We start from the raw sequence: 21050 nt of genomic DNA, 5'->3' as shown, positions 1-21050 counted from the left end.
TTTAATTTAAAATAAAAATCGACTTTATTTTTACATAAGCCGATTTTTTATTTTATTTAAAAAGGAGAAAAATTTTTAAATTAATATAAACCTGTAGGTTTATCGGAAATATTTATAATAATATTTTTTACTTGAGAATAGGCATCTAAAATCATTTTGTGAGTTTCACGACCTATACCGCTTTTCTTGTAACCTCCGAAGGGAGCTCCTTCAGGGATAGAGTTGTAGTGATTTACCCAAACTCTTCCAGTTTCAAGAGCCTCTGCAACCCTAAGAGCACGATTTATATTTTTAGTAAATACGCCTCCGCCAAGGCCATATTCAGAATCATTTGCCATTTCAATAAGGTCATCCTCATCTTTAAATTTAATTACAACGGCAACAGGACCAAAAATTTCTTCTCTGGCAACTCTCATGTCGTTTGTAACGTCAGTTAAAAGTGTAGGAAGGGTATAACATCCATTTTTTAAAAGAGAATCTTGTGGAGCCTCTCCTCCTGTACAGAGAGTGGCACCTTCTTCCACACCTATTTTAATATAACCTAAAACTTTTTTCATTTGACCTTCATTTATTTGAGCTCCCAATTGAGTATCAGGAAGCCAAGGAAGGCCAACTTTTACCTTGTTAAATTTTTCTTTCAATTTTCCAACAAAGTCATCGTAAAAACTTTCTTGAACGAAAATTCTTGAACCAGCACAACAAACTTGACCTTGATTGAACAAAATACCTGTCAAAGCTCCTTCAAGAGCAATATCCATATCGCAATCATCAAAAAATATATTTGCACTTTTACCGCCAAGTTCAAGAGTTGCAGGAATAAGTTTATCAGCAGCAGCCTTTGCAACATTGTAGCCTACATCAGTAGAACCTGTAAAAGCAAATTTAGCAAAACCAGGGTGATCTAAAATATATTGGCCTGCTTTTGAACCAGAGCCTGTAATTAAATTAATAACACCTGCAGGAACAATATCTCCAATTAATTTTATAAGTTCAAGAAGAGAAAGAGAAGTTGATGAAGAAGGTTTAATAACTGTACAATCACCAGCAGCTAAAACAGGAGCAAGCTTCCATGCAGCCATTAAAAATGGAAAATTCCAAGGAATAATTTGCCCTACAAGACCAAGAGGTTCTCTCATAACAAGAGAAAGGGTATTTTCATCCATTTTATTTAAAGAACCTTCATCAGAGAGAATAGCTCCAGCAAAATATCTGAAATGTTGAGCAGCAAGAGGAATATCCACAGACATAGTTTCTCTAATAGGCTTTCCGTTATCAACAGTTTCAACCATAGCAAGAAATTCTCTATTTTCGTCAATAATATCTGCAATTTTATTTAAAATCCTTGCTCTTTCTTTTGGAGAAGTCTTTTTCCAAGACTTAAAAGCTTCTTTACCTGCCCTTACAGCCTCATCCACATCTTCCTTAGAAGCTTGAGCAATTTCAGCTAAAAATTCTCCGTCGGCAGGACAATAGGACTTAAAAGTTTCTCCATTTGAAGCATCTTGCCATTTACCATTAATAAAAAGTTTATATTTTTTATCCAACTTAAGTTCATTTCTATTCATAATCATCATCCTTTCATAAATTTTTTATAACATTAAAAATTAAATTCAATTAACTGCATTAATTATTTACCCTAAAAAACTTTATTAATCTTTTTAAATAAAATAAACAATTATATAAAGGAAAGCAAAAAAACTAGGTAAAAAAATTCCTTAAGGGTATAAATAAAAAGGTGATAAAAATGAACGGAATAGGAATATTCGACTCAGGAGTAGGAGGGCTTACAGTGTTAAAAGCCATGATAGACCTACTTCCAGAAGAAAATTATATATATTATTGCGATGCGAAAAACCTTCCCTATGGAGAAAAAAGTCCAGAGCAAATTAGAAAATTAAGCTATGAATCTTTTAAAATTTTTGAAAAAAATAAAGTAAAAGCCTCTATAATAGCCTGCAATACTGCAACTACATATAGTGAAGCCTATCTTAAAACAAAATTTAATTTTCCAATTTTAGGAGTAGTTTCATCAGGAGTAATGGAAGGCTTTAAAAATAGTAAAAATAAAAAAATTGCCCTTATAGCAACAAAAGCAACAGTAGAAGGGCAAGTTTATCAAGACCAACTTAAAAAACTTGATCCATCTTTCGAGATAAGAGCCCTAGCCTGTCCAGATTTGGTAACGGCAATAGAAATGGGTCATGTAGATGATAAAAAAGTTGAGGAAATAATAAAAAAATACTTAGATCAATTGGAAGATTTTGACTACGACACTCTTATATTAGGCTGCACCCACTTTCCCTTAGCTCTAGGAAAAATAAAAGAATATCTGAAAAATAAAAAAGAAGGTGAAAAAATTAACTTAATAGATCCTGCCTTAGAAACGGCAAAGTCAATGAAAGACTTTTTAAAATCAAGAAATATCATTGAAAAAAATAAAAATATAAAGTTTTTAACCAGTGGAGAAGACAGCCAGCTAAGAGAAATGGTAGGAAAATTATTTGGGCAAGAATTTGCAAATAAAATACAAATAGAAATTATAAATTAGGAGGAAAAAAATGGAAAAAATATTAGAAGTTCAAGGAATGACTTGTGAACATTGTAAGGCAAAAGTAGAAAAAGCTCTAGAGGGAATAGAAGGAGTAGAAGAAGTAAAAGTTTCTCTCTTTAAAAAACAAGCAAAAGTAAAAGGAGAAAACTTAGAAGACGAAAAATTAGTAAAAGCAGTAGAAGAAGCAGGCTATAAAGCTAAAATAAAATGAAGTTAGTAAGGCCAGAAAAAAAGTATAGAGAAAAGCTTCAAGAATTTTTTGTAAATTTTCAAGGAGAAAAACTTTATTTACACAATGAAAATTTAGACGATGAAAAAGAATTTAATAAGTGGCTTGAAGAAATAGAAAAATTTGCAAAGGGCAAAGATTTACCCAAATCCTATGTAAGAGCAGATGTCTATTTAATGGTGGATGAAGAGGATAATTTAATAGGAATAATTGCTTTAAGGCATGAGCTTACGGAAAATTTAAAAAAATTCGGAGGCAATATAGGCTATGCAATAAATACAAAATATAGGAAAAAAGGCCATGGGACACAAATGCTCAGCCTTTGCCTTGAAAAAGCAAAAAAAATCGGCTTAAAAGAAGTTTTGCTAACATGTAATGATAAGAATTTAGGCTCCATAGGAGTAATAGAAAACAATAAAGGAAAACTAAAAGACAAAATAGAAAACAATATAGATGGAGAAAAATTTTTAACAAGACGATATTTAATAGAACTATAAAAAAACCGGGCTGGAAAAACAGCCCGGTTTTTAAAATTAAAAAATCAATCAATATTTCTGAAAAGATTGGTAAGTTTTTTATTTTTTACAAAGGTCTATAAAATATTTTATTATTTTTTCTGAGCCAGGGTCTTTGTTAAAGAGATATTCCGGATGCCATTGAACAGCAAGTAAATCTCTATTTTTCATGTAAACTCCTTCAATAAGTCCATCGTCACTTTGGGCAAAGGGGCTTAAAGAATCCGCAAGTTTTTTTATCCCTTGATGGTGTCTTGAGTTTACCTTTATTTTTTCTCCAAGGAGATTTTTAAACTTTTCATCTGTAATTGTAACTGAGTGGCAAGCATTATGAAAAGGCTTTTCCTGACTATGTTTTATATCTGACGGAAAACTTGTAGGTATATCTTGATATAAGCTTCCACCTAAAAATACATTTATTATTTGCATACCTCTGCAGATTCCCAAAAGGGGAAGATCTGTTTTCATAATTTCATCAAACAACAAATATTCGAGTTTATCTCTTTCAGGCACAACAAGACCCAGCTCTTTTGTTTCTTCTTCATTGTAGTAAGAAGGCTGAATGTCGTGGCCTCCTGAAAAAACAATTCCATCAAGAGCTTCTACTAGGGGTTTCATTTGTTCTCTTTCCGACAAAATCGGTATTAAAAGGGGAACTCCTCCAAGAGCTATTATAGCTTTATAGTATTGAGTAACAGGAAAATAGCTTTCATATTTGCCAGTGTAAGTTGGGGTAAGTCCTATTAAAGGTTTCATTCAATCACTCCATATATTTTTAGTATTAGTAATGTTTTATGCTATCAAATAATAAAAAAATTTTCAAGTTTTTAATAATTATAGTTATTTTTTTGTCAAAAAGTTTTTGACAAATTTGAATGATTAGTATAAATTATATATGTAATTCAAAAAAAGAAAATTTTAATGTTAACGATTTCTATAAAAAATTTTTTTTGGAAATCTTTGATTTTATAGGAGGTAAAAATGGCTGAATTCGGTGCTTTTGATATTTTAGGTCCTATTATGATTGGACCAAGTTCTTCACATACTGCCGGTGCTTGTCGTATTGGCAAGACAGCTATGAAAATATCTTCAAAGGGCTGGAAAAGTGTAGATTTCTTTTTACATGGTTCTTTTGCTCACACTTATAAGGGTCATGGTACAGACAGGGCTCTTGTAGGAGGAGTTATGGGATTTGAAACTGATGATCCTCGTATTAGAAATAGTTTTGAAATTGCCGATGAAGAAGGTGTTAAATATAAATTTATAAAAACTGACTTAGGTGAAAAATATCACCCCAACAGTGTAAAAATAGTTTTTCACTATGATGACCACGATGAATTTGTAATCGGCTCATCTATTGGTGGTGGTGCAATGATTATAGTAAACATAAACGGAATTGAACTGGAATTTAGAGGAGAATTTCCCACAATTTTATTAAGATACAATGAACAAAAGGGTGTAATAGCTTATGTTTCTTCAATACTTTCAGAAAATTCATACAATATTGAATCTATAAATACCGTTAAAGATAAACTGACAGACATTGTAACTTTAACAATTGAAATTGATAGAAATCTAACTGATGAAATTAAGGATGCTATTATAAACAAAGATAGGTTTCTTGAAGCTAAGTATGTAGAGGTGTGAAATGTTAAATACTCATAAAGACATTGTTGATTATTGTGAGGAAAATAAAATTGATATAGGTCAAATGGTTTTGGAATCTGAAATGAAAAATACCAAAAAAACCGAAGAACAAATAAAAGAAAAATTAAAAGTTGTTCTTGATGTTTTTGACAAATCCGCTCATGATACTTTAGAAAAATCTTACAGTACAAGATTTAAGATGATAGATGGCTTCGCAAAAAAGTTTATGGACTATAAAAAAACCGGCAAATCCATTGTCGGGGACTTTTTAATTGAAGCTATGGCTATGGCTTTTTCAACTTCGGAATGTAATGCAGCCATGGGCAAGATTGCTGCCGCACCTACGGCAGGATCTTCGGGGATAATGCCCGCTGCAATGACATCCGCAAGAAAAAGATATAATTTCGATGATGAGACTATGATAAAAGGGCTATTGACATCGATCGGTATCGGTCAAATCATTGGAAAATATGCTACCTTTGCCGGAGCAGAAGGTGGTTGTCAAGCAGAATGTGGAAGCGCGTCAGCAATGGCAGCATCAGCAATAACTGCAATGCTTGGAGGAACTCCGGATCAAGCTCTTCAAGCAGCAAGCATAAGTCTTATAAATGTTATGGGACTTGTATGCGATCCGATTGCCGGTTTAGTTGAGTATCCCTGCACCTTTAGAAATGCCTCAGGAGTTATGAATTCTTTTATTTCAGCAGATATGGCTCTTGCAGGAATTAAATCCATCGTTCCTTTTGAAGAAACAGTTCAAGCCATGGCTTCCGTCGGACATTTATTAGACGAAAGCTTAAGAGAAACAGGCTTAGGTGGAATAGCAGGAACAAAAACCGGTCAATCTATTAGAAGGGAATTTTTAGGAGAAAAATAAAATCCCTTAGAAAAAAGGAGACACTATGAAAAAATTAGGACTTATTCCACGTTTAATCATCGCAATAATCCTTGGTATTTTAATCGGTAGATTTCTACCAGAAACAGTTACACAAATACTTGTAACTCTTTCAGGACTTTTTGGAAAGTTCCTTAACTTTATAATACCATTAATGATTGTTGCATTCGTAACAAAAGGTATAGCAGACCTTTCAGAAGGAGCTGGAAAGCTTCTTGGTATAACAGTAGCAATAGCATACTGTTCAACATTAATAGCAGGTAGTTTATCATACACAATGGCAAATGTAGTTTTTGATAACTTCATAACTCCAGAATTAGTAGAAAAGATTCAAGCAGCAAGTGAAAAGACAATAGCACCTCTATTTGAAATTCCCCTTGGAGCTATCATTGATGTAACCGCAGCCCTTGTACTTGCATTTATGATGGGACTTTGCGTTTCAATACTTAGACAAAAAGGATCAGGAGAAGGATTTTATAAACTAATAAATGAATTTAACGAAATCATAGTAATGGTACTTTCAGGAGTAATCATTCCACTACTTCCATTCTTTATAATGGGTAACTTTGCAAACATGTCCTACTCAGGATCAGTATTTGCAATACTTTCAATATTCTGGAAGATATTCCTTTGCATAATAGTACTACACGTTATATACATTTCACTTATGTTTATCGTATCCTGCTCATATGCAGGCAAGAATCCATTCAAATCTCTTAGAAAAGCATTACCTGCATACTTAACAGCAATAGGAACACAATCATCAGCAGCAACAATACCTGTAAACGTAGAATGTAACAGAAGAATCGGAGTAACAAAACAAATAAGAGACTTTGTTATACCACTATGCGCAACAGTCCATCTACCAGGATCAATGATCACATTAACAGCATGTATCTATACACTTCTTGAAATGTACGGTCTTGACCACTCATTCGGACTGATTATAAAATTTATCGCAATACTTGGAGTAGCAATGGTAGCAGCACCAGGAGCACCTGGTGGAGCAGTAATGAGTGCACTTCCCTTCCTACCATTTGTAGGAGTAGCAAGTGACTCACCAATGGCAACAATTCTTATTTCTCTTTATCTAACACAAGACAGCTTCGGAACAGCAGCCAATGTAACAGGAGATAACGCAATATCAATAGCAGTAGAAAAAATCTACTACAAACATATTGTAAAAAGACCTATCCCTGAAGAAAACTTCGATGACGAACAAGCATTAATTTAAAGGAGAAAAAATGGATTTAAAAACTCGTCTTGCTGAGAATATTTATCAAACAATAAAGACGGAAAAATTAAACACAAATGAAATTGTAAAACTATTAAGACAAGTGGAGCTTGAAGTACTTGAAAAACAAATATCAGAAACTCATAACCCCGGTGAGAGATATGTACTTCACAAAAACGGCTATATACAAAAATTTTCAAAACAAAAAATGTTTTTTGATATAGCAAGCAACAGCGAATTTGCAGAATGCCCCATGAACGAATACGACATAAACATCGTAACGGAAGACGTGTTGAAAAACTTTAAAAATAGGCAACTTTTAACCACAGGAGAATTAAAAAATTGGCTGAGGGAAGCCCTATATTCAAACGGCTATAAATCCACAGCAAATCGCTATAAATAAAAAATATCCGAGACATAGCTCTCGGGTATTTTTTTGTGCCATGTAGATAAAAATTTGCATAGAGCATTATAAAAATTTTTTAAAAAGATTTACCAACGAATGTAGGGACCAATTTGAAGCCCTAACCCGATTTTTGAAAAAAATCGTGGTAGGTCTCATGCAACTATTTGCCCAAATCTTTGATTTGGTTGCAAATATCTGCTATTGGTCCGGCGGCGAAGGTGAATTAAATAAAAAAACAATAAAAAAGAGACTTATTTTTATAAGCCTCTAAAATTTTAATTTATGAATTTTATTATTTCCAATATTTAAATTAATTGTATATAATTTATTACTGGACATTCATAGGGGTGATTTAATTTTATTATTTTGTCCACGTCTTCTTTTTTTCTTTTTTTATTCTAAATTCCAGTTTAATTTCTTCCTGGTCTGTGACTTGTCCGATTTTTCCCACTGCTGGGTTTGCTCCTTCAAGGGGTCTGAAATGTCCTCTTACGAGGCTTTCGCAGTAGACATAATCATAGTTGCCGTCCAAAAGAAGTCCTTTTTCGTTTAATTTATTTACAAGACTTGTCACATTTTCTTTTGGAATAAATACTTCGACTTTTAAATAAATCATTTTTCTGCAGCCTCCATAACTTTGTTTGAGATCCAACCTTCAAAACTTTCACCAGTTTTTTCATTTTTTGTTTCTACCAGGCACCAGATTCTTTTGTTGCCTTCTATTTTTGTGTCTTTAATGTAAAGGTCTGTTCCTTTTGATAAACTTGTAATTATTTCAGAGTTTATGCTGGGTCCCTTTCTTAGGTTGGCATTGTCCCAAAGAACTTTTTGATAGCTGTTTAATAAAGCTTGTCCTTGGCTTACAAGGTCGGCCCTGGTTTTATCTTCTTCTTCCGATTCTGTTTTTTCGTCAATTTTTCCAGAATTTTCAGTTTTTTGTCCCTTCAATTCTTCTAAAAGAGCTGTTGCTTTTGCTGATTCGGGTATTACTTGTAAAAATGAGCTAAGGGTATTTTTTGCTTTTTCCGGATTGTTTTCTTGGACTTCTCTTTTTGCCCGGTCTAAAAATATTTTTTCTAGGCCTAAAATTTTATCTTGGGCTGATTTATAATTTTTTCCGTCTTCTTCTATTACTTTTCTGAAACTTTTTGCTGCATTTAAATAGTCTCCGGAGATAATAAAGTTATCTCCTTCTTTGTTTGCACGGTCACTTTTTATAAGGGCTCTTGCTTGATCTATTTTTTCTTTTGAAAGATTTTTATTTCTTATGGACATAAATTCTTTAAGGGCCTTGTCGTAGGATCCTTCTTCTATGGAATTTATGCCACTTGTTAAAAGTTCTTTATCATTAAATCTAAAGACTAGTTTTAAGCCTGCAAAAGATAGAGATAAAATTAATATGATTATCCATAAAAATTTTATAAGTTTTGAAAAAAATAGGGTTAAACTTTTTTCTCTTCTATAATTTTGATTAGGTTCATTTATCCTTTTTTCTTCAATTTCTTCGGGGGATGGAACAACTTTTGAAAGGGTTGTTTGAGTTAAACTTGATTTTAATTTTTCTTTATCTTCATTTTCATTAAGAGTTAGAAGATTGAGCATTTTTAAATTTATAAGAGGCTCTGTTAAATTGTTAAGGACAAAGTTTTTGTTTCTTTTGCAGTTTTTACATTCTTCTTCGTCTTTTCCATTGAGAGCACCGCACACACATCTCCAACCGTAAATGGTATTTTCTCCGTAGGTGTTTATTTCAGGACCCAGGGTGCTTTTAATTTTTTCCATTTTTTGGCTTGTTATAACGGGAAGAATAAATTCGTACTCGTAATCCTTGTCGTATTTATATATTTTTGAATTTTTAAGCTGAACTTTTTCTATTCTGATTTCTACAGCTCTTGCTTCTGTAAAACGGGAGTCCAGAGTAAAAGTTTTTATGTAATATATTTTATGGGGCAAAGCTTCAAATCCGCTAGCTGAAAAAGACCATTCTAATCCGTTAAAAAGAGGATTGTCAAACTGGTCTTTAAATTTTACGGCGAAGTTTATTCCCGTTCCGATTTCTTCGGACATATTTAATATATCAACGGCAAGAGAGAGTTTGTCTCCAAGGACAAGGTCTGCTCTTACTATTTGAAAATTCTCTTCAGGATTTTGTCTAACCACTGTGGGAAGTGTTTGAAATATTTCCATAAAATCACTCCTTTTGTTATTATAATATAGATAGGATATATTTTCAATTTGCACAAGGAGGCGGGGATTTATGGAAATAAATCTTTCAAACGGAGAAAAAATTTCTTATTTTTCTTATTGCTTTAATGATGATAAAGAAGTGAATTTTTTAATTCATGGAAATATGACTTCTAAAGAGATCATGATAAAACTTGGAAAGAGCCTTGGAAAAAATTTTATTGCACCGGATTTAAGAGGATTTGGAGAAAGTTCTTATAAAAACAGAATAAAAAGCGTTTATGATCTTTCTGAGGACATGGCTCTTTTAATTAAAGAGCTTAATTTAGATAAAATTAATTTAATAGGTTGGTCTTTGGGAGGGGGAGTTCTTATGGAGCTTCTTAAAAATCCGGAGATTAAAAACAGAATAAAAAGCGGAGTTTTTTTATCTTCCATGGGAATTAGGGGTCTTAAAAAGACCAATGATAATTTAGGGAGTGATCTATATAAGTCTTTTTTAAATTTTAATATTTTTTCGGCTTACAATGACTATATTAAAAATATAAATAGGGATTATCTTTATACTTATAATGAAATGAAAAATTTATATAAGTCGGCTTTTTTTGATGTTGAGGCTGATCTTAGAAAAATAAGCATTGAAAATATTTTTAAAAGAGTTCTTTTTAACAGACACATGCCGGATTCTTCTACTATTGATTTTTTTGTTTCTCAGGCTCTTAAACAAAAAAACTTATCTGATGTAAATGGGGCTGTAAGATCCTTTGACTATGAGGGCAAGTCTGATGTACCCTTATTTTTCCTTCATGGCAAATATGATTTGGTTGTTCCTCTTGAGATAATGTTTGAAAATTTAGATTATTTTGGAAAAAATAATAAGTACAAGGTTTTTGAAGATAGTGGTCATTGTATTTTTGTTGACTGCTATGATGATTTAGTTAAGACTTTAAAAGATTTTTACGGAGGTTTTTAAATGAAGGTTCTTTTTTTAAGGGATAAATTTCTTTCTTATAAAGAAGAAATTGAAAAAATGGGGCATGAAGTTTATTTTTCAAAGTTAAAAGATTCTTTAAAGGTCAACCTTCCTCTTGATGCTCAGGTCCTTTGCTTAGGTCTTGAGTATAAGAGCATGCCCAAGGATTTTTTAAATAATTTTAAAGATTTAAAGTATATATTTTTAGATTCAGTAGGGCTTGATTACCTAAATCTTTCTTATATAGAAAAAAATAATATCATTTTATGTAACAACCATGGGGCATATTCTGAGCCTATTGGGGAATGGATTGTCTATAATATTTTGCAAATTCAAAAAGAAAATAGGAGTATCCTTGATAATCAAAGGAAAAAAATTTGGAAAAGACCTGATGATCATGTGGGAACTTTATATAATAAAAAAGTTTTAATTTTAGGTACAGGCTCCATTGCTCATGAAGCTGCAAAAAGGCTTAAAGCTTTTGATATGGAAATTTCAGGTTACAACACAAGGGGACAAGGTGCTGAATATTTTGACTTTGTTTATTCTAAAGAAAATCTATATAAAGATTTATCCCAATTTGATTTTGTTGTGTCAACTTTACCGGGCACTCCTAAGACTAATAAAATGATTGATGAGAATTTTATTTCAAAGTTAAAAGACGGAGCTAGCATAATTAATATTTCCAGGGGTTCTATTATTGATGAAGAAGCTCTTTATAGAAATTTAAAGTCAAAAAAATTAAAGGCTGCTGCCATTGATGTTGCCAATATAGAGCCTCTTGATAAAAATAGTCCTCTGTGGGATCTTGAAAACATTTATATAAGCCCTCACATGAGCGATGATGCTGAAAATTACAATGACAGGAGAATGATGGGGATTTTATATAATTTAAAAGCTCTTTCTGAAAATAGAGATTTAATAAATATTGTAAATTTTAAAAAGGGATATTAATTTTAAAGGGTCCGACTAAAAATGCCTTATGTTTTAGTTGAACCCTTTTTTAATAAAAAGGAGACCTGCAAATTATTTGCAGGCCTTTGGAAAATATTTATCAAATTTTTGTTAATTTCTTTTTTATCTTTGAACTCTCCCTGAGCCGTCTCCACCTACAAGATTTTCAACTTCAGCTCTTGTAACCATATTAAAGTCGCCTCTTATTGTGTGTTTTAATGCAGATGCAGCAACTCCAAATTCAAGAGCATCTTTTGTAGATTTACCGTCAAGAAGTCCACATATAACTCCAGATGCAAAAGAATCTCCTCCACCAACTCTGTCTACAATTCTTACATCATATTTCTTAGAGTGGTAAAATTCTTTTCCGTCATAGATACAAGCACTCCAACCGTTATCTGATGCTGAATAAGATTCTCTTAAACTTGAAACTACATATTTAAAGCCAAATTCTTCCATCATTTCTTTAAAGATTACTTCGTAACCTTTTATATCAAGTTTGCCCTTTGTTACATCAAGTCCCTTTGGTGTAAATCCAAGGCAAAGAGAAGCATCTTCTTCGTTTCCTATACAAACATCAACGTATTGCATAAGGTCTCTCATAACTTCTTGTGCTTCTTCAGGAGTCCAAAGTTTTGCTCTGTAATTTAAGTCTACAGAAACTGTAACTCCATGTTTTTTTGCAGCTTTTACAGCAGCTTTTGTAATTTCAGCACCTTTTTTACTTATTGCAGGAGTGATTCCTGAGAAGTGAAACCATTTTGCATCTTTAAAAATTTCATCAAAATCAAAATCACTTACATCAGCTTCTGCAATTGCAGAGTTTGCTCTATCATAGATTACCTTTGAAGGCCTCATGGAAGCACCTGTTTCAGAAAAATAAATTCCAACCCTGTCTCCGCCTCTTGCAATGTAATCTGTATGAACGCCGTATCTTCTTAAAGCATTTACAGCAGCTTGTCCAATTTCATGCTTTGGAAGTTTTGTAACATAATAAGCATCAAAACCGTAATTTGAAAGACTTACTGCAACATTAGCTTCTCCACCGCCATAGATAACGTCAAAACTATCAGCTTGAACAAATCTGTCAAAGCCCGGTGTGCAAAGTCTAAGCATTATTTCACCTAAAGTAACAACTTTTTTAGCCATTATTTTTAGCCTCCTTAATGTTATTTAAAAATTTTCTTGCTTTTTCTATAATTTCTTCTTTACTACCTTTAACAAGTTTGGAACCTACACCTACAGCATAAGCACCTTTTTTAATCCATTCTCCAACATTGTCAATGTCAACTCCACCTGTTGGCATAAGGTTAACATGAGGTAGGGGTCCGTGGATTGCTCCGAAGTATGAAGGACCAAAAGCTGAACCTGGGAAGACTTTAATAATGTCTACGCCATATTTTAAGGCTTCAGTCATTTCAGTTGGAGTCATACAACCTGGCATATAAGGAACTCCGTAAAGATTACACATTTTTGCAACATCCTTATCAAAGGAAGGAGACACTATGAAATTTGCTCCGTTCATTATTGCAAGTCTTGCAGTAACTGGATCAAGAACAGTACCTGCACCTAAAAGTGCATCCTTAACTTCTTCATTTAATTCCTTAAGTACATCAATTGCGCCGGGAACTGTAAAAGTAACTTCAAGAATATCAACTCCACCTTCAACACAGGCTTTTGCATAATTTAAAGCTTCTTCTTTATTCTTTCCACGAATTACAGCTACTATTCCTAGTTCGTGAACTCTTTTTAAAACTTCTAATTTATTCATTTTCCCTCCAAAAAGTTTCATAATATAAAACTAACTTTCGTAATTTAAAACCAATTAGAGTATATATGAAATCGATTTTTCAGTCAAGGGTAAAAGTTTAAAATATAGGAATTTATTTTTTTTTGTGTTAATATTAACTTTAGTAAGTTAAGAGGTGTAATTATGGAAGATAAAATACAATCCATTGTAAGAGTATTTGATATTCTTGAAAGTTTTGAAAAATTTCCTGCGGGAGCAGGTCTTACTGAACTAAGCAAGGAAGTTAATCTTCACAAGTCAACGGTTCACAGATTTTTAAATACCCTTATTTCCCTTGGATATGTAAAACAAGATGAAGATTCAAAATATTCTCTTACATATAAACTCTATTCTCTTGCAAACACAAAACTTGCGGGAATGGATTTTATTGGAATAAGCCATGAATTTATAAAAAATTTGTCTCAAGATATAAATGAAGTAGTCCATCTTGTCACTCGTGACGGAATTTATGTAGTATATGTTGATAAAATTGACGCACAAAATGCAATTACTTTAAATTCCAGAATAGGAAGAAGGGCTCCTTTAGTAAAAACTTCAGTAGGAAAGGCAATTTTGTCTTTTCTTGAAAATAGTGAAATAAAAGAAATTGTTAAAAAAACTATTGAAGAAGGCCTTATAAAAAAATCAGATATAAAATTAGAGGCTTTTTTAAAAGAAATTGAAGAAGTTAGAAAAAGTAAAATAGCCATAGATGATGAAGAAAATGAAAAGGGGATTTATTGTTTGGGAACGGCAATAATAAACGGACAAAATAAAATTGAAGGTGCTATTTCAATAACTGGACCTAAATTTAGAATTATTGACAAGGATGTTGAAGCTTTAAAGAAAAAATTGCTTCTTTGTTCTCAAAAAATATCAAAAAATTTAGGTTATTTAAAATAAAAACAAAAATAAATTGAAATTCCCTTGTTTTTAAAAATTACTTTGTGTATAATGGTTTAAAGTTTTAGCGATGAAGAGAAGAGTATTTGGAAAAAAGGTCTCTTAGAGAGTGCTGTAAGGTGAAAGAGCACAGATACTTTTTCAAAGAATAAGGACTCGGAGCTTCTTGAAGTAATATTTCAAGACGTAGTTGGCGTTAACAAATAAGTTTAAACTTAAAGAGGTACATTTTGCGAGAAATGTATAAAATTGGGTGGTACACGATGCTTTCGTCCCTTGGGGCGGAAGCTTTTTTTATTTTGATTTAAAAATTAGGAGGAAAAAAATGAAAAAATTAATAAGTATTTTACTTGTATCAATAATGATTTTAACATCATGTGGAAGTAAGGATTCTCAACAAGCAAAAGAAAAAAAGGATTCAGAAACATTTACAGTAGGAATGGAAGCTATGTATGCTCCCTACAACTGGACACAAACAGACGATAAAAACGGAGCAGTTCCCATAGCAGATACAAAAGAATTTGCAAATGGATATGACGTACAAATTGCAAAGAAAATAGCAGATTCTCTTGGTAAAAAACTTGTAATTCAAAAAATGGAATGGTCAGGACTTATACCAGCCCTTCAAGCAGGCTATATAGATGCAATTATAGGAGGAATGAGCCCAACAGACAAAAGAAGAGAAGAAATAGATTTTTCCGACTTATATTGGAAGAGCGATTTAATAGTTGTAGTAAAAAAAGATTCAAAATATAAAGATGCAAAATCAATAAATGACTTTGCAGGAGCAAAACTTACAGGTCAACTTAACACCTTCCACTATGATGTATTAGATCAAATGCCAGGCATAGATAAACAAGACCCCATAGGTGACTTTTCTCAAGAAAGAGTTGCCCTTAAAAGTGGTATAATTGATGGATATGTTGCAGAGCTTCCAGAAGGACTTTCCATAACAAAAGCAGTAGATGATTTTACCTATGTAAGCTTTGAAGAAGGAAAGGGATTTGACGTATCAGATTCAGACATAGGAATTGCAGTTGGACTTAAAAAAGATAATACAGAATTAAAAGATAAGATAAATGAATTTTTAAAGACATTAACCCAAGAAGATAGACAAAAATTAATGGAAGAAGCACTTTCAGTGCAACCAATTTCGGAGGCAAATTAATAAATGCTAAATAAAATTTCCAACATTTGGGCAACAAGCGGCCCCATGTTTATTAACGGAACAATAGTTACTCTTAAAATTTCTATATTCGGCACAATAGTAGGCTTAATAATAGGACTTTTAGTAGGAACAATAAGGACAATCCCAAAACAAAAAGGTTCAAAGGGAATTTTTCAAAAAATTATAAATGCTATTCTCTCCATATATATTTTAGTTTTCAGAGGAACACCCATGATGGTTCAATCCATGCTTATATTTTATGGAATGCCCATATTATTTAATATAACCCTTGATAAAATGCTTGCAGCTTATTTTATAGTAAGCATAAACACAGGAGCCTATATGTCTGAGGTAGTTCGTGGAGGAATAATAGGAGTGGATAAGGGACAATTTGAAGCGGCAACAAGTTCCGGCATGAGTCACCTTCAAACAATGCTCTATATAGTAATACCGCAGACAATGAGAAATATTTTGCCAGCAACAGGAAACGAATTTGTAATAAACATAAAAGATACATCGGTATTAAACGTAATAGCCATAAATGAACTTTTCTTTGCATCAAAATCCATAGGAGGAGCAAGTGGAGATTATTTTTCACCCATGCTTATAACAAGTATCATTTATCTACTATTGACAACAATAATAACAAACCTTTTAAGATGGATTGAAAGAAAAATGGAAGGACCGGAAACTTACGAACTTTCCATGGGAAATCAAATGCAGGTGTAAAATGGAAATTTTAGAAATAAAACACTTAGAAAAAAACTTTGGTAAAAATAAAGTATTAAAAGATATAAACTTTAAAGTAGAAAAAGGACAAGTAGTATCCATAATAGGTTCATCAGGATCAGGAAAAAGTACCCTTTTAAGATGTATAAATGGCCTTGAAGAAAAAACATCAGGAGATGTAATATTTGAAGGCAAAAACATATTTGAAGGCAGGGTAGATTTAAGAAAAATCCGTACAAAAATGGCAATGGTATTTCAATCCTTTAATCTTTATGAAAATTTAACAGTCCTTGAAAATTGCACAATAGGTCCCATAAAAGTGCTAAAGATGAAAAAAGAAGAAGCAGAAGAACTTGCCAAAAAAAACTTAGAAGACGTGGGAATGATAAAATATCAAAATGCAAGGCCAAGACAACTTTCAGGAGGACAAAAACAAAGAGTTGCCATAGCAAGATCTTTAACAATGAAACCTGATGTAATGCTTTTTGACGAACCAACATCAGCCCTTGATCCAGAAATGGTAGGAGAAGTTTTGGACATTATGAAAAAACTTGCAAAAAAAGGAATGACCATGATAGTAGTAACCCACGAAATGGAATTTGCCAGGGACGTATCAACAAAGGTATTATTTATGGATAAGGGAGTAATCCTTGAAGAAGACAGTCCAGAAAATATATTTAACAATCCAAAAAATCAAAGAACAAAAGAATTTTTGTCAAGAATATTAGAAAAATAAGAAGAAATCGAAAAATCACCTTAAAAATAAGGTGATTTTTTATTTTATAAAACAAGGATCCTTAACATGAAGCATTTTAAAAATTTTAAAACTTGATAAATTTTTCCTATTTCTTGAAAAGATTTTTTTTAATAATATAATTGACTAAAGATAAGGAAAGTGAGAGAAAAAATGAATTTTGAAAAAAAAGAAAACTTAACCCTCCTTTGCGATTTTTATGAATTTGCAATGGGCAACGGTTATTTTAAAGTTGGACTTAAGGAAAAAAATGTTATTTTCGATATGTTTTTCCGTTCTGTTCCCGACAATGCAAGCTATGCAATTATAGCAGGTCTTGAACAAGTTATAGATTATATGGAAAATCTCCACTTTGATGATTCGGACATTGACTTTTTAAGGACCAAGGGAATTTTTGATGAGGAATTTTTAAAATATTTAAAAAATTTTGAATTTAAATGCGATGTTTGGGCAATTCCAGAAGGAACAATTGCCTTTCCTCAAGAACCCCTTGTAATAGTAAGAGGACCTGTTATCCAAGCTCAAATGTTGGAAACTATGGTGCTTTTAACAATAAATCATCAATCTATGGTTGCAACAAAGGCAAATAGGATTGTAAATGCTGCTGAAGGTCGTCCTGTGGTTGAATTTGGCTCAAGAAGGGCTCAAGGATATTCTGGGGCAAATTTGGGAGCAAGGGCATCTTATATAGGAGGCTGTCTCGGAACGGCAGATACTCTTGCTGAAAAGATTTACGGGGTTCCCGCTCTTGGTACTATGGCTCATTCTTGGGTTCAACTTTTTGATTCTGAGCTTGAAGCTTTTAGACAATATGCAAGGGTTTATCCAGACAATTGTCTGCTTCTTGTAGATACTTTTGATGTTTTAAAAGAGGGAGTTCCAAATGCAATTAAAGTTTTTGATGAGGAAGTAGTTCCCAGAGGATTTAGGCCTAAGGGAATAAGAATAGATTCAGGAGATATTGCATATCTTTCTAAGGAAGCAAGAAAAATGCTGGACAAGGCTGGCTATAAAGATGCAAAGATAATGGCATCAAATTCTCTTGATGAGTGGACAATTCAAAACATTTTAATGCAGGGGGCTAAACTTGACAGTTTTGGAGTTGGAGAAAGGCTTATAACTTCAAAATCTTCTCCTGTTTTTGGTGGAGTTTATAAACTTGTGGGAATTGAGGAAGCTGACGGAAATATTCGTCCTTCTATTAAAATTTCAGAGAATGTAAGCAAGATTACAACTCCAGGTTTTAAAAATCTATATAGAATCTATGACAAGAAGACAGGAAAAGCTGAGGCAGATCTTATAACTTTACATGATGAAAAAATAGATGAAAGTAAGCCTATTGAACTTTTCCATCCTATTTACACTTGGAAGAGAAAGACTTTCAAAGATTATTATGTAAAGCCTCTTCTTGTGCAAATTTACAGGGAAGGAAAATTAATTTATAAAAAGCCAACTTTGGAAGAAATAAGAGAAAGAGCTAAAAATGAATTGGATTCTCTTTGGGATGAAGTTAAAAGGCTTGAAAATCCTCATGAATATATAGTGGATTTGTCTCAAAAATTGTGGGAAGTAAAGGATACACTTTTAAAAGAACATAGAGAAAAATAAAAAAGGAAGAAAAAATATGGTTTCAGTTTATAGACTTATTGCAGACCAAGGGGTATTTGAAGATTTTTTAAATTCCAAAAGTATATTTTTTAACTTAGAAGTTAAAGAAGCTTATAAAGATTTTATGGAATATAAAAAGTTAATTGGAAAAAAATTGGAAAATCAAAGAAAAGCATCCATTCTTTTAAACGGCATGAGCAAAATAAAAAAGGGCGATATAGTTTGGATATGTAGTGAAGAAATTGCAATAGGCTCTGCTTTAAAAGATTCGAAATTTAATAAGGGCTTCCAAATTCCCTTTGTCTTTAAAAAAATTAAAAAAGAAGATCTGAATGAAAAAATACTAGACCTTTCTTCGGGCATAATTTTTAAGGAAGTAAAAGATCAAGAGATAATAAAGTTAAGCAAAGAATATTTAAATCAAAAAAATGAGATAATTTTAAGACAGGGAAAAGTTCCCGCAAAAATAGAAATTAAAGCCGAAAAAAAGGAAACAAAGAAAATAAAAGTTCAAGAAGATAAAAATTTTGGAGAACTTATTATTGAAATGCATCCGCCCAAGGAAAAAAGGGTAGATTTAAGGAAAAATCCTGAGTTGCCGGCCAAGATTTCTGAAAAAAAAGGCCAGTTGATGAAACAAACTTATGCTGAAAGACAATTTGAATTATTTTTAAATTGGCAAAAATTAAATTTTGAAATGCTTTTAGAAACACAAAGAATATTTTTAGAAAAAATCCTTGAAATATTAGATTAATAAAAGACCCTATAATATGAAAATATTATGGGGTTTTTTATTAAAAAATAAAAACCCAACTTATTTAAACTGAATTTTATGTTAAGATTAAATAAAATTAAAAAATAGGAGAAGACATGATATATTTATTTGACTTAGATGGAACTCTAATAGATTCTCAAAAGGGAATTGTAGAAGGACTTAAAATAACCTTTGAAGAAATGGGCATAAAAAAAGAAAAATACGGAGATCTTTTAAAATATGTAGGGCCAACCTTTCATGAAAGCTTCAAAAAGCTGGGAATGAATGAAAGAGAAATAGAAGAAGCCACAGAAATATTCAGAGATTTTTATTTGAAAAAAGCCATTAATGAATGCAATTTATTTGAAGGAATAGAAGATTTAATAATAGAAACTTCAAAAAAACATAAAATTGCAGTGGCAACATCAAAACCTGAAGCTCACGCAAAAATGATCCTTAAAAGATTAAAGATAGATGGATATTTTGAGACAATAAAAGGCTCAACAACTGAAAAAAATACAAAGGCCATGGTCATAAGAGAAGCTCTTCAAATATTAAAAACAAAAGAAGCAATTATGATAGGAGACAGATTTTCAGATATAGTGGGAGCAAAAGAAAACGGGCTTAAAACTATAGGAGTCCTCTATGGATATGGAAGCAAGGAAGAATTGGAAAAATTCGGAGCAGATGAAATAGTTGAAAGAGTAAAAGATTTAAAGGAGCGTTTGTTAAAATAATGTTTGAACAAATAATAAAAAACTTATTAGCTGCAATAGCAGGCGCTCAGGCATATCTTGCCACTTATTCTTTAATAAAATATCAAATGAAAAGGCCCTGGGAAGTAATAATACTTCCCATAGTAGGTTTTATACAATATATACTTTTAAAATACTTAATGGACTTTGTAAAAAAAGATAAGAATAAATTAATAATTGTGGGATTAATCGGTCTTTTAATAGAAATAATTTTACTTGCCTTAAATTTTTATTTTATATATACAAAAGCGCCCCAAGTAAAAGACCTAGTATATAACCTTATTGGAAGCCTTGTAGCATTATTTTTAATTGTTATAATAGTTAGGAGAAAAAAATGAACTACGAAGCTATGGACATATTATTTGAACTTTTGGGAACCATATCCTTCGCCTTTGCAGGTTCTATGGTGGGCATAAGAAAAAGTATGGATCTTCTTGGAGTAGTCGTCCTTGGGCTTGTGACGGCCTTAGGAGGGGGATGTATAAGAGACTTGGTTCTTGGAAATATTCCTCCACAAATGTTTAGAGATTCAAAACTTGCCATATATTCTTTAATATCCAGTTTAATATTATTTGCAATTTTTTATGTAAAATTTGATTTTATAAATTCTCGTACAATGAAAAAAATAGAAAAAATAATGCTTTTATTTGATGCCATAGGTCTTGGAGCATTTACTGTAACAGGAATAAATACCGCAATAAGCATGGGTTATGAAAGTAAATTTTTATTGATATTTGTGGGCATGGTAACAGGAGTAGGAGGAGGAGTAATAAGAGATGTAATGGCAGGAAACATTCCCGTTATATTTAGAGAAGAAATATATGCAGTCGCATCTTTTTTAGGAGCCTTAGCATATATAATGTTTTTTAAAACAGATATAAACAAAAATTTTTTAATGATAATAACATTTTCCATTGTGGTAATAATAAGGCTTATATCCTTAAAATGTAACTTCCACCTTCCTAAAATTAAAAAAATATAAAAATAAAATCGAAGGAATTT

At 31.9% G+C, this 21050-nt stretch carries 24 protein-coding genes and 1 other annotated feature; of the genes, 18 read left to right on the top strand and 6 right to left on the bottom strand.

What is annotated here, in order from left to right:
- Positions 1-80: 80 nt before the first annotated feature.
- Positions 81-1565, bottom strand: coding sequence for an aldehyde dehydrogenase family protein (locus HMPREF1253_RS07240; RefSeq protein ID WP_023056009.1), 1485 nt, complete (start codon positions 1563-1565; stop codon positions 81-83).
- 179 nt (positions 1566-1744) lie between these two features.
- Between HMPREF1253_RS07240 and murI the strand changes: the two genes are divergently transcribed.
- The 3 genes from murI to HMPREF1253_RS07225 are packed head-to-tail and all read left to right on the top strand — an operon-like array spanning position 1745 to position 3277.
- Positions 1745-2548 (top strand): glutamate racemase, encoded by an 804-nt coding sequence (gene murI, locus HMPREF1253_RS07235; protein WP_023056064.1) that lies wholly within the window; start codon positions 1745-1747, stop codon positions 2546-2548.
- A gap of 10 nt (positions 2549-2558) precedes the next feature.
- Positions 2559-2762: a heavy-metal-associated domain-containing protein gene (locus HMPREF1253_RS07230; RefSeq protein WP_023056054.1), complete on the top strand. Its 204-nt coding sequence runs from the start codon at positions 2559-2561 to the stop codon at positions 2760-2762.
- Positions 2759-3277 (top strand): GNAT family N-acetyltransferase, encoded by a 519-nt coding sequence (locus HMPREF1253_RS07225; protein ID WP_023056070.1) that lies wholly within the window; start codon positions 2759-2761, stop codon positions 3275-3277. Before HMPREF1253_RS07230 ends, HMPREF1253_RS07225 begins: the two co-directional genes overlap by 4 nt.
- 78 nt (positions 3278-3355) lie before the next feature.
- Here HMPREF1253_RS07225 and HMPREF1253_RS07220 read toward each other — a convergent pair whose 3' ends face one another.
- Complete coding sequence (locus tag HMPREF1253_RS07220; RefSeq protein WP_023056035.1) at positions 3356-4051, bottom strand: gamma-glutamyl-gamma-aminobutyrate hydrolase family protein; 696 nt, start codon at positions 4049-4051, stop codon at positions 3356-3358.
- A gap of 225 nt (positions 4052-4276) precedes the next feature.
- Here HMPREF1253_RS07220 and sdaAB point away from each other — a divergent pair, with 225 nt between their 5' ends.
- Genes sdaAB through HMPREF1253_RS07200 form a run of 4 tightly spaced genes read left to right on the top strand, consistent with a single transcriptional unit; the run spans position 4277 to position 7474 of the window.
- Entirely contained in the window at positions 4277-4942 is a 666-nt protein-coding gene (gene sdaAB / locus HMPREF1253_RS07215; protein ID WP_023055994.1) for an L-serine ammonia-lyase, iron-sulfur-dependent subunit beta, read from the top strand.
- Position 4943: 1 nt separating this feature from the next.
- Complete coding sequence (gene sdaAA, locus HMPREF1253_RS07210; protein ID WP_023056067.1) at positions 4944-5819, top strand: L-serine ammonia-lyase, iron-sulfur-dependent, subunit alpha; 876 nt, start codon at positions 4944-4946, stop codon at positions 5817-5819.
- Between the two features lie 25 nt (positions 5820-5844).
- A complete protein-coding gene (locus tag HMPREF1253_RS07205) occupies positions 5845-7071 on the top strand; it encodes a dicarboxylate/amino acid:cation symporter (protein WP_023056099.1) in 1227 nt (408 codons plus the stop codon).
- Positions 7072-7081: 10 nt separating this feature from the next.
- Entirely contained in the window at positions 7082-7474 is a 393-nt protein-coding gene (locus tag HMPREF1253_RS07200) for a hypothetical protein (protein WP_023056089.1), read from the top strand.
- Between the two features lie 364 nt (positions 7475-7838).
- On the opposite strand, the gene HMPREF1253_RS07195 is transcribed toward HMPREF1253_RS07200, so the two are convergent.
- Complete coding sequence (locus HMPREF1253_RS07195; protein WP_023056119.1) at positions 7839-8093, bottom strand: hypothetical protein; 255 nt, start codon at positions 8091-8093, stop codon at positions 7839-7841.
- Complete coding sequence (locus tag HMPREF1253_RS07190) at positions 8090-9664, bottom strand: SH3 domain-containing protein (protein ID WP_023056047.1); 1575 nt, start codon at positions 9662-9664, stop codon at positions 8090-8092. The genes HMPREF1253_RS07195 and HMPREF1253_RS07190 overlap by 4 nt, the downstream gene beginning before the upstream one ends.
- 70 nt (positions 9665-9734) lie before the next feature.
- On the opposite strand from HMPREF1253_RS07190, the gene HMPREF1253_RS07185 reads away from it, so the two are divergent.
- Both HMPREF1253_RS07185 and HMPREF1253_RS07180 read left to right on the top strand, forming a co-directional pair.
- Positions 9735-10634, top strand: coding sequence for an alpha/beta fold hydrolase (locus HMPREF1253_RS07185; RefSeq protein ID WP_023056078.1), 900 nt, complete (start codon positions 9735-9737; stop codon positions 10632-10634).
- Entirely contained in the window at positions 10635-11588 is a 954-nt protein-coding gene (locus HMPREF1253_RS07180) for an NAD(P)-dependent oxidoreductase (RefSeq protein ID WP_023056098.1), read from the top strand. It begins immediately after the preceding gene.
- A 123-nt stretch (positions 11589-11711) separates the two neighbouring features.
- On the opposite strand, the gene HMPREF1253_RS07175 is transcribed toward HMPREF1253_RS07180, so the two are convergent.
- Positions 11712-12737 carry a sugar kinase gene (locus HMPREF1253_RS07175; RefSeq protein ID WP_023056030.1) on the bottom strand — a complete coding sequence of 342 codons (1026 nt, stop codon included), beginning with the start codon at positions 12735-12737 and terminating at the stop codon, positions 11712-11714.
- Entirely contained in the window at positions 12730-13359 is a 630-nt protein-coding gene (locus tag HMPREF1253_RS07170) for a bifunctional 2-keto-4-hydroxyglutarate aldolase/2-keto-3-deoxy-6-phosphogluconate aldolase (protein ID WP_023056034.1), read from the bottom strand. Before HMPREF1253_RS07170 ends, HMPREF1253_RS07175 begins: the two co-directional genes overlap by 8 nt.
- A gap of 162 nt (positions 13360-13521) precedes the next feature.
- Between HMPREF1253_RS07170 and HMPREF1253_RS07165 the strand changes: the two genes are divergently transcribed.
- The 9 genes from HMPREF1253_RS07165 (at position 13522) to HMPREF1253_RS07125 (ending at position 21030) form a co-directional block, all read left to right on the top strand.
- Complete coding sequence (locus HMPREF1253_RS07165; RefSeq protein ID WP_023056114.1) at positions 13522-14280, top strand: IclR family transcriptional regulator; 759 nt, start codon at positions 13522-13524, stop codon at positions 14278-14280.
- A gap of 61 nt (positions 14281-14341) precedes the next feature.
- Positions 14342-14560: a binding site (T-box leader), on the top strand.
- A gap of 45 nt (positions 14561-14605) precedes the next feature.
- Positions 14606-15448 (top strand): transporter substrate-binding domain-containing protein, encoded by an 843-nt coding sequence (locus tag HMPREF1253_RS10515; RefSeq protein WP_023056000.1) that lies wholly within the window; start codon positions 14606-14608, stop codon positions 15446-15448.
- A 3-nt stretch (positions 15449-15451) separates the two neighbouring features.
- A complete protein-coding gene (locus HMPREF1253_RS10510; protein WP_023056083.1) occupies positions 15452-16177 on the top strand; it encodes an amino acid ABC transporter permease in 726 nt (241 codons plus the stop codon).
- A gap of 1 nt (position 16178) precedes the next feature.
- Positions 16179-16913, top strand: coding sequence for an amino acid ABC transporter ATP-binding protein (locus HMPREF1253_RS07150; protein WP_023055999.1), 735 nt, complete (start codon positions 16179-16181; stop codon positions 16911-16913).
- Positions 16914-17084: 171 nt separating this feature from the next.
- The gene (locus HMPREF1253_RS07145) at positions 17085-18539 is read left to right on the top strand and encodes a nicotinate phosphoribosyltransferase (RefSeq protein ID WP_023056026.1); all 1455 of its coding nucleotides are present in this window, start codon (positions 17085-17087) and stop codon (positions 18537-18539) included.
- Positions 18540-18555: 16 nt separating this feature from the next.
- Positions 18556-19293, top strand: coding sequence for a hypothetical protein (locus HMPREF1253_RS07140; protein ID WP_023056087.1), 738 nt, complete (start codon positions 18556-18558; stop codon positions 19291-19293).
- A gap of 116 nt (positions 19294-19409) precedes the next feature.
- Positions 19410-20030, top strand: coding sequence for an HAD-IA family hydrolase (locus HMPREF1253_RS07135; protein ID WP_023056015.1), 621 nt, complete (start codon positions 19410-19412; stop codon positions 20028-20030).
- Positions 20030-20386, top strand: coding sequence for a hypothetical protein (locus HMPREF1253_RS07130; RefSeq protein ID WP_023056096.1), 357 nt, complete (start codon positions 20030-20032; stop codon positions 20384-20386). Before HMPREF1253_RS07135 ends, HMPREF1253_RS07130 begins: the two co-directional genes overlap by 1 nt.
- Positions 20383-21030 carry a trimeric intracellular cation channel family protein gene (locus HMPREF1253_RS07125; protein ID WP_023056007.1) on the top strand — a complete coding sequence of 216 codons (648 nt, stop codon included), beginning with the start codon at positions 20383-20385 and terminating at the stop codon, positions 21028-21030. Before HMPREF1253_RS07130 ends, HMPREF1253_RS07125 begins: the two co-directional genes overlap by 4 nt.
- Positions 21031-21050: the final 20 nt, after the last annotated feature.

This window comes from Peptoniphilus sp. BV3C26, assembly GCF_000478985.1.
GTDB lineage: Bacteria > Bacillota > Clostridia > Tissierellales > Peptoniphilaceae > Peptoniphilus_B > Peptoniphilus_B koenoeneniae.
The sequence above is the reverse complement of the archived record's forward strand: the minus strand, read 5'-3'. Positions and strand labels throughout refer to the sequence as shown.

What these genes read in the sequence shown, in the direction of transcription:
- HMPREF1253_RS07240 (WP_023056009.1), bottom strand. Translation starts at nt 1,565, where the DNA reads ATGAATAGAAATGAACTTAAGTTGGATAAAAAATATAAACTTTTTATT.
- murI (WP_023056064.1), top strand. Translation starts at nt 1,745, where the DNA reads ATGAACGGAATAGGAATATTCGACTCAGGAGTAGGAGGGCTTACAGTG.
- HMPREF1253_RS07230 (WP_023056054.1), top strand. Translation starts at nt 2,559, where the DNA reads ATGGAAAAAATATTAGAAGTTCAAGGAATGACTTGTGAACATTGTAAG.
- HMPREF1253_RS07225 (WP_023056070.1), top strand. Translation starts at nt 2,759, where the DNA reads ATGAAGTTAGTAAGGCCAGAAAAAAAGTATAGAGAAAAGCTTCAAGAA.
- HMPREF1253_RS07220 (WP_023056035.1), bottom strand. Translation starts at nt 4,051, where the DNA reads ATGAAACCTTTAATAGGACTTACCCCAACTTACACTGGCAAATATGAA.
- sdaAB (WP_023055994.1), top strand. Translation starts at nt 4,277, where the DNA reads ATGGCTGAATTCGGTGCTTTTGATATTTTAGGTCCTATTATGATTGGA.
- sdaAA (WP_023056067.1), top strand. Translation starts at nt 4,944, where the DNA reads ATGTTAAATACTCATAAAGACATTGTTGATTATTGTGAGGAAAATAAA.
- HMPREF1253_RS07205 (WP_023056099.1), top strand. Translation starts at nt 5,845, where the DNA reads ATGAAAAAATTAGGACTTATTCCACGTTTAATCATCGCAATAATCCTT.
- HMPREF1253_RS07200 (WP_023056089.1), top strand. Translation starts at nt 7,082, where the DNA reads ATGGATTTAAAAACTCGTCTTGCTGAGAATATTTATCAAACAATAAAG.
- HMPREF1253_RS07195 (WP_023056119.1), bottom strand. Translation starts at nt 8,093, where the DNA reads ATGATTTATTTAAAAGTCGAAGTATTTATTCCAAAAGAAAATGTGACA.
- HMPREF1253_RS07190 (WP_023056047.1), bottom strand. Translation starts at nt 9,664, where the DNA reads ATGGAAATATTTCAAACACTTCCCACAGTGGTTAGACAAAATCCTGAA.
- HMPREF1253_RS07185 (WP_023056078.1), top strand. Translation starts at nt 9,735, where the DNA reads ATGGAAATAAATCTTTCAAACGGAGAAAAAATTTCTTATTTTTCTTAT.
- HMPREF1253_RS07180 (WP_023056098.1), top strand. Translation starts at nt 10,635, where the DNA reads ATGAAGGTTCTTTTTTTAAGGGATAAATTTCTTTCTTATAAAGAAGAA.
- HMPREF1253_RS07175 (WP_023056030.1), bottom strand. Translation starts at nt 12,737, where the DNA reads ATGGCTAAAAAAGTTGTTACTTTAGGTGAAATAATGCTTAGACTTTGC.
- HMPREF1253_RS07170 (WP_023056034.1), bottom strand. Translation starts at nt 13,359, where the DNA reads ATGAATAAATTAGAAGTTTTAAAAAGAGTTCACGAACTAGGAATAGTA.
- HMPREF1253_RS07165 (WP_023056114.1), top strand. Translation starts at nt 13,522, where the DNA reads ATGGAAGATAAAATACAATCCATTGTAAGAGTATTTGATATTCTTGAA.
- HMPREF1253_RS10515 (WP_023056000.1), top strand. Translation starts at nt 14,606, where the DNA reads ATGAAAAAATTAATAAGTATTTTACTTGTATCAATAATGATTTTAACA.
- HMPREF1253_RS10510 (WP_023056083.1), top strand. Translation starts at nt 15,452, where the DNA reads ATGCTAAATAAAATTTCCAACATTTGGGCAACAAGCGGCCCCATGTTT.
- HMPREF1253_RS07150 (WP_023055999.1), top strand. Translation starts at nt 16,179, where the DNA reads ATGGAAATTTTAGAAATAAAACACTTAGAAAAAAACTTTGGTAAAAAT.
- HMPREF1253_RS07145 (WP_023056026.1), top strand. Translation starts at nt 17,085, where the DNA reads ATGAATTTTGAAAAAAAAGAAAACTTAACCCTCCTTTGCGATTTTTAT.
- HMPREF1253_RS07140 (WP_023056087.1), top strand. Translation starts at nt 18,556, where the DNA reads ATGGTTTCAGTTTATAGACTTATTGCAGACCAAGGGGTATTTGAAGAT.
- HMPREF1253_RS07135 (WP_023056015.1), top strand. Translation starts at nt 19,410, where the DNA reads ATGATATATTTATTTGACTTAGATGGAACTCTAATAGATTCTCAAAAG.
- HMPREF1253_RS07130 (WP_023056096.1), top strand. Translation starts at nt 20,030, where the DNA reads ATGTTTGAACAAATAATAAAAAACTTATTAGCTGCAATAGCAGGCGCT.
- HMPREF1253_RS07125 (WP_023056007.1), top strand. Translation starts at nt 20,383, where the DNA reads ATGAACTACGAAGCTATGGACATATTATTTGAACTTTTGGGAACCATA.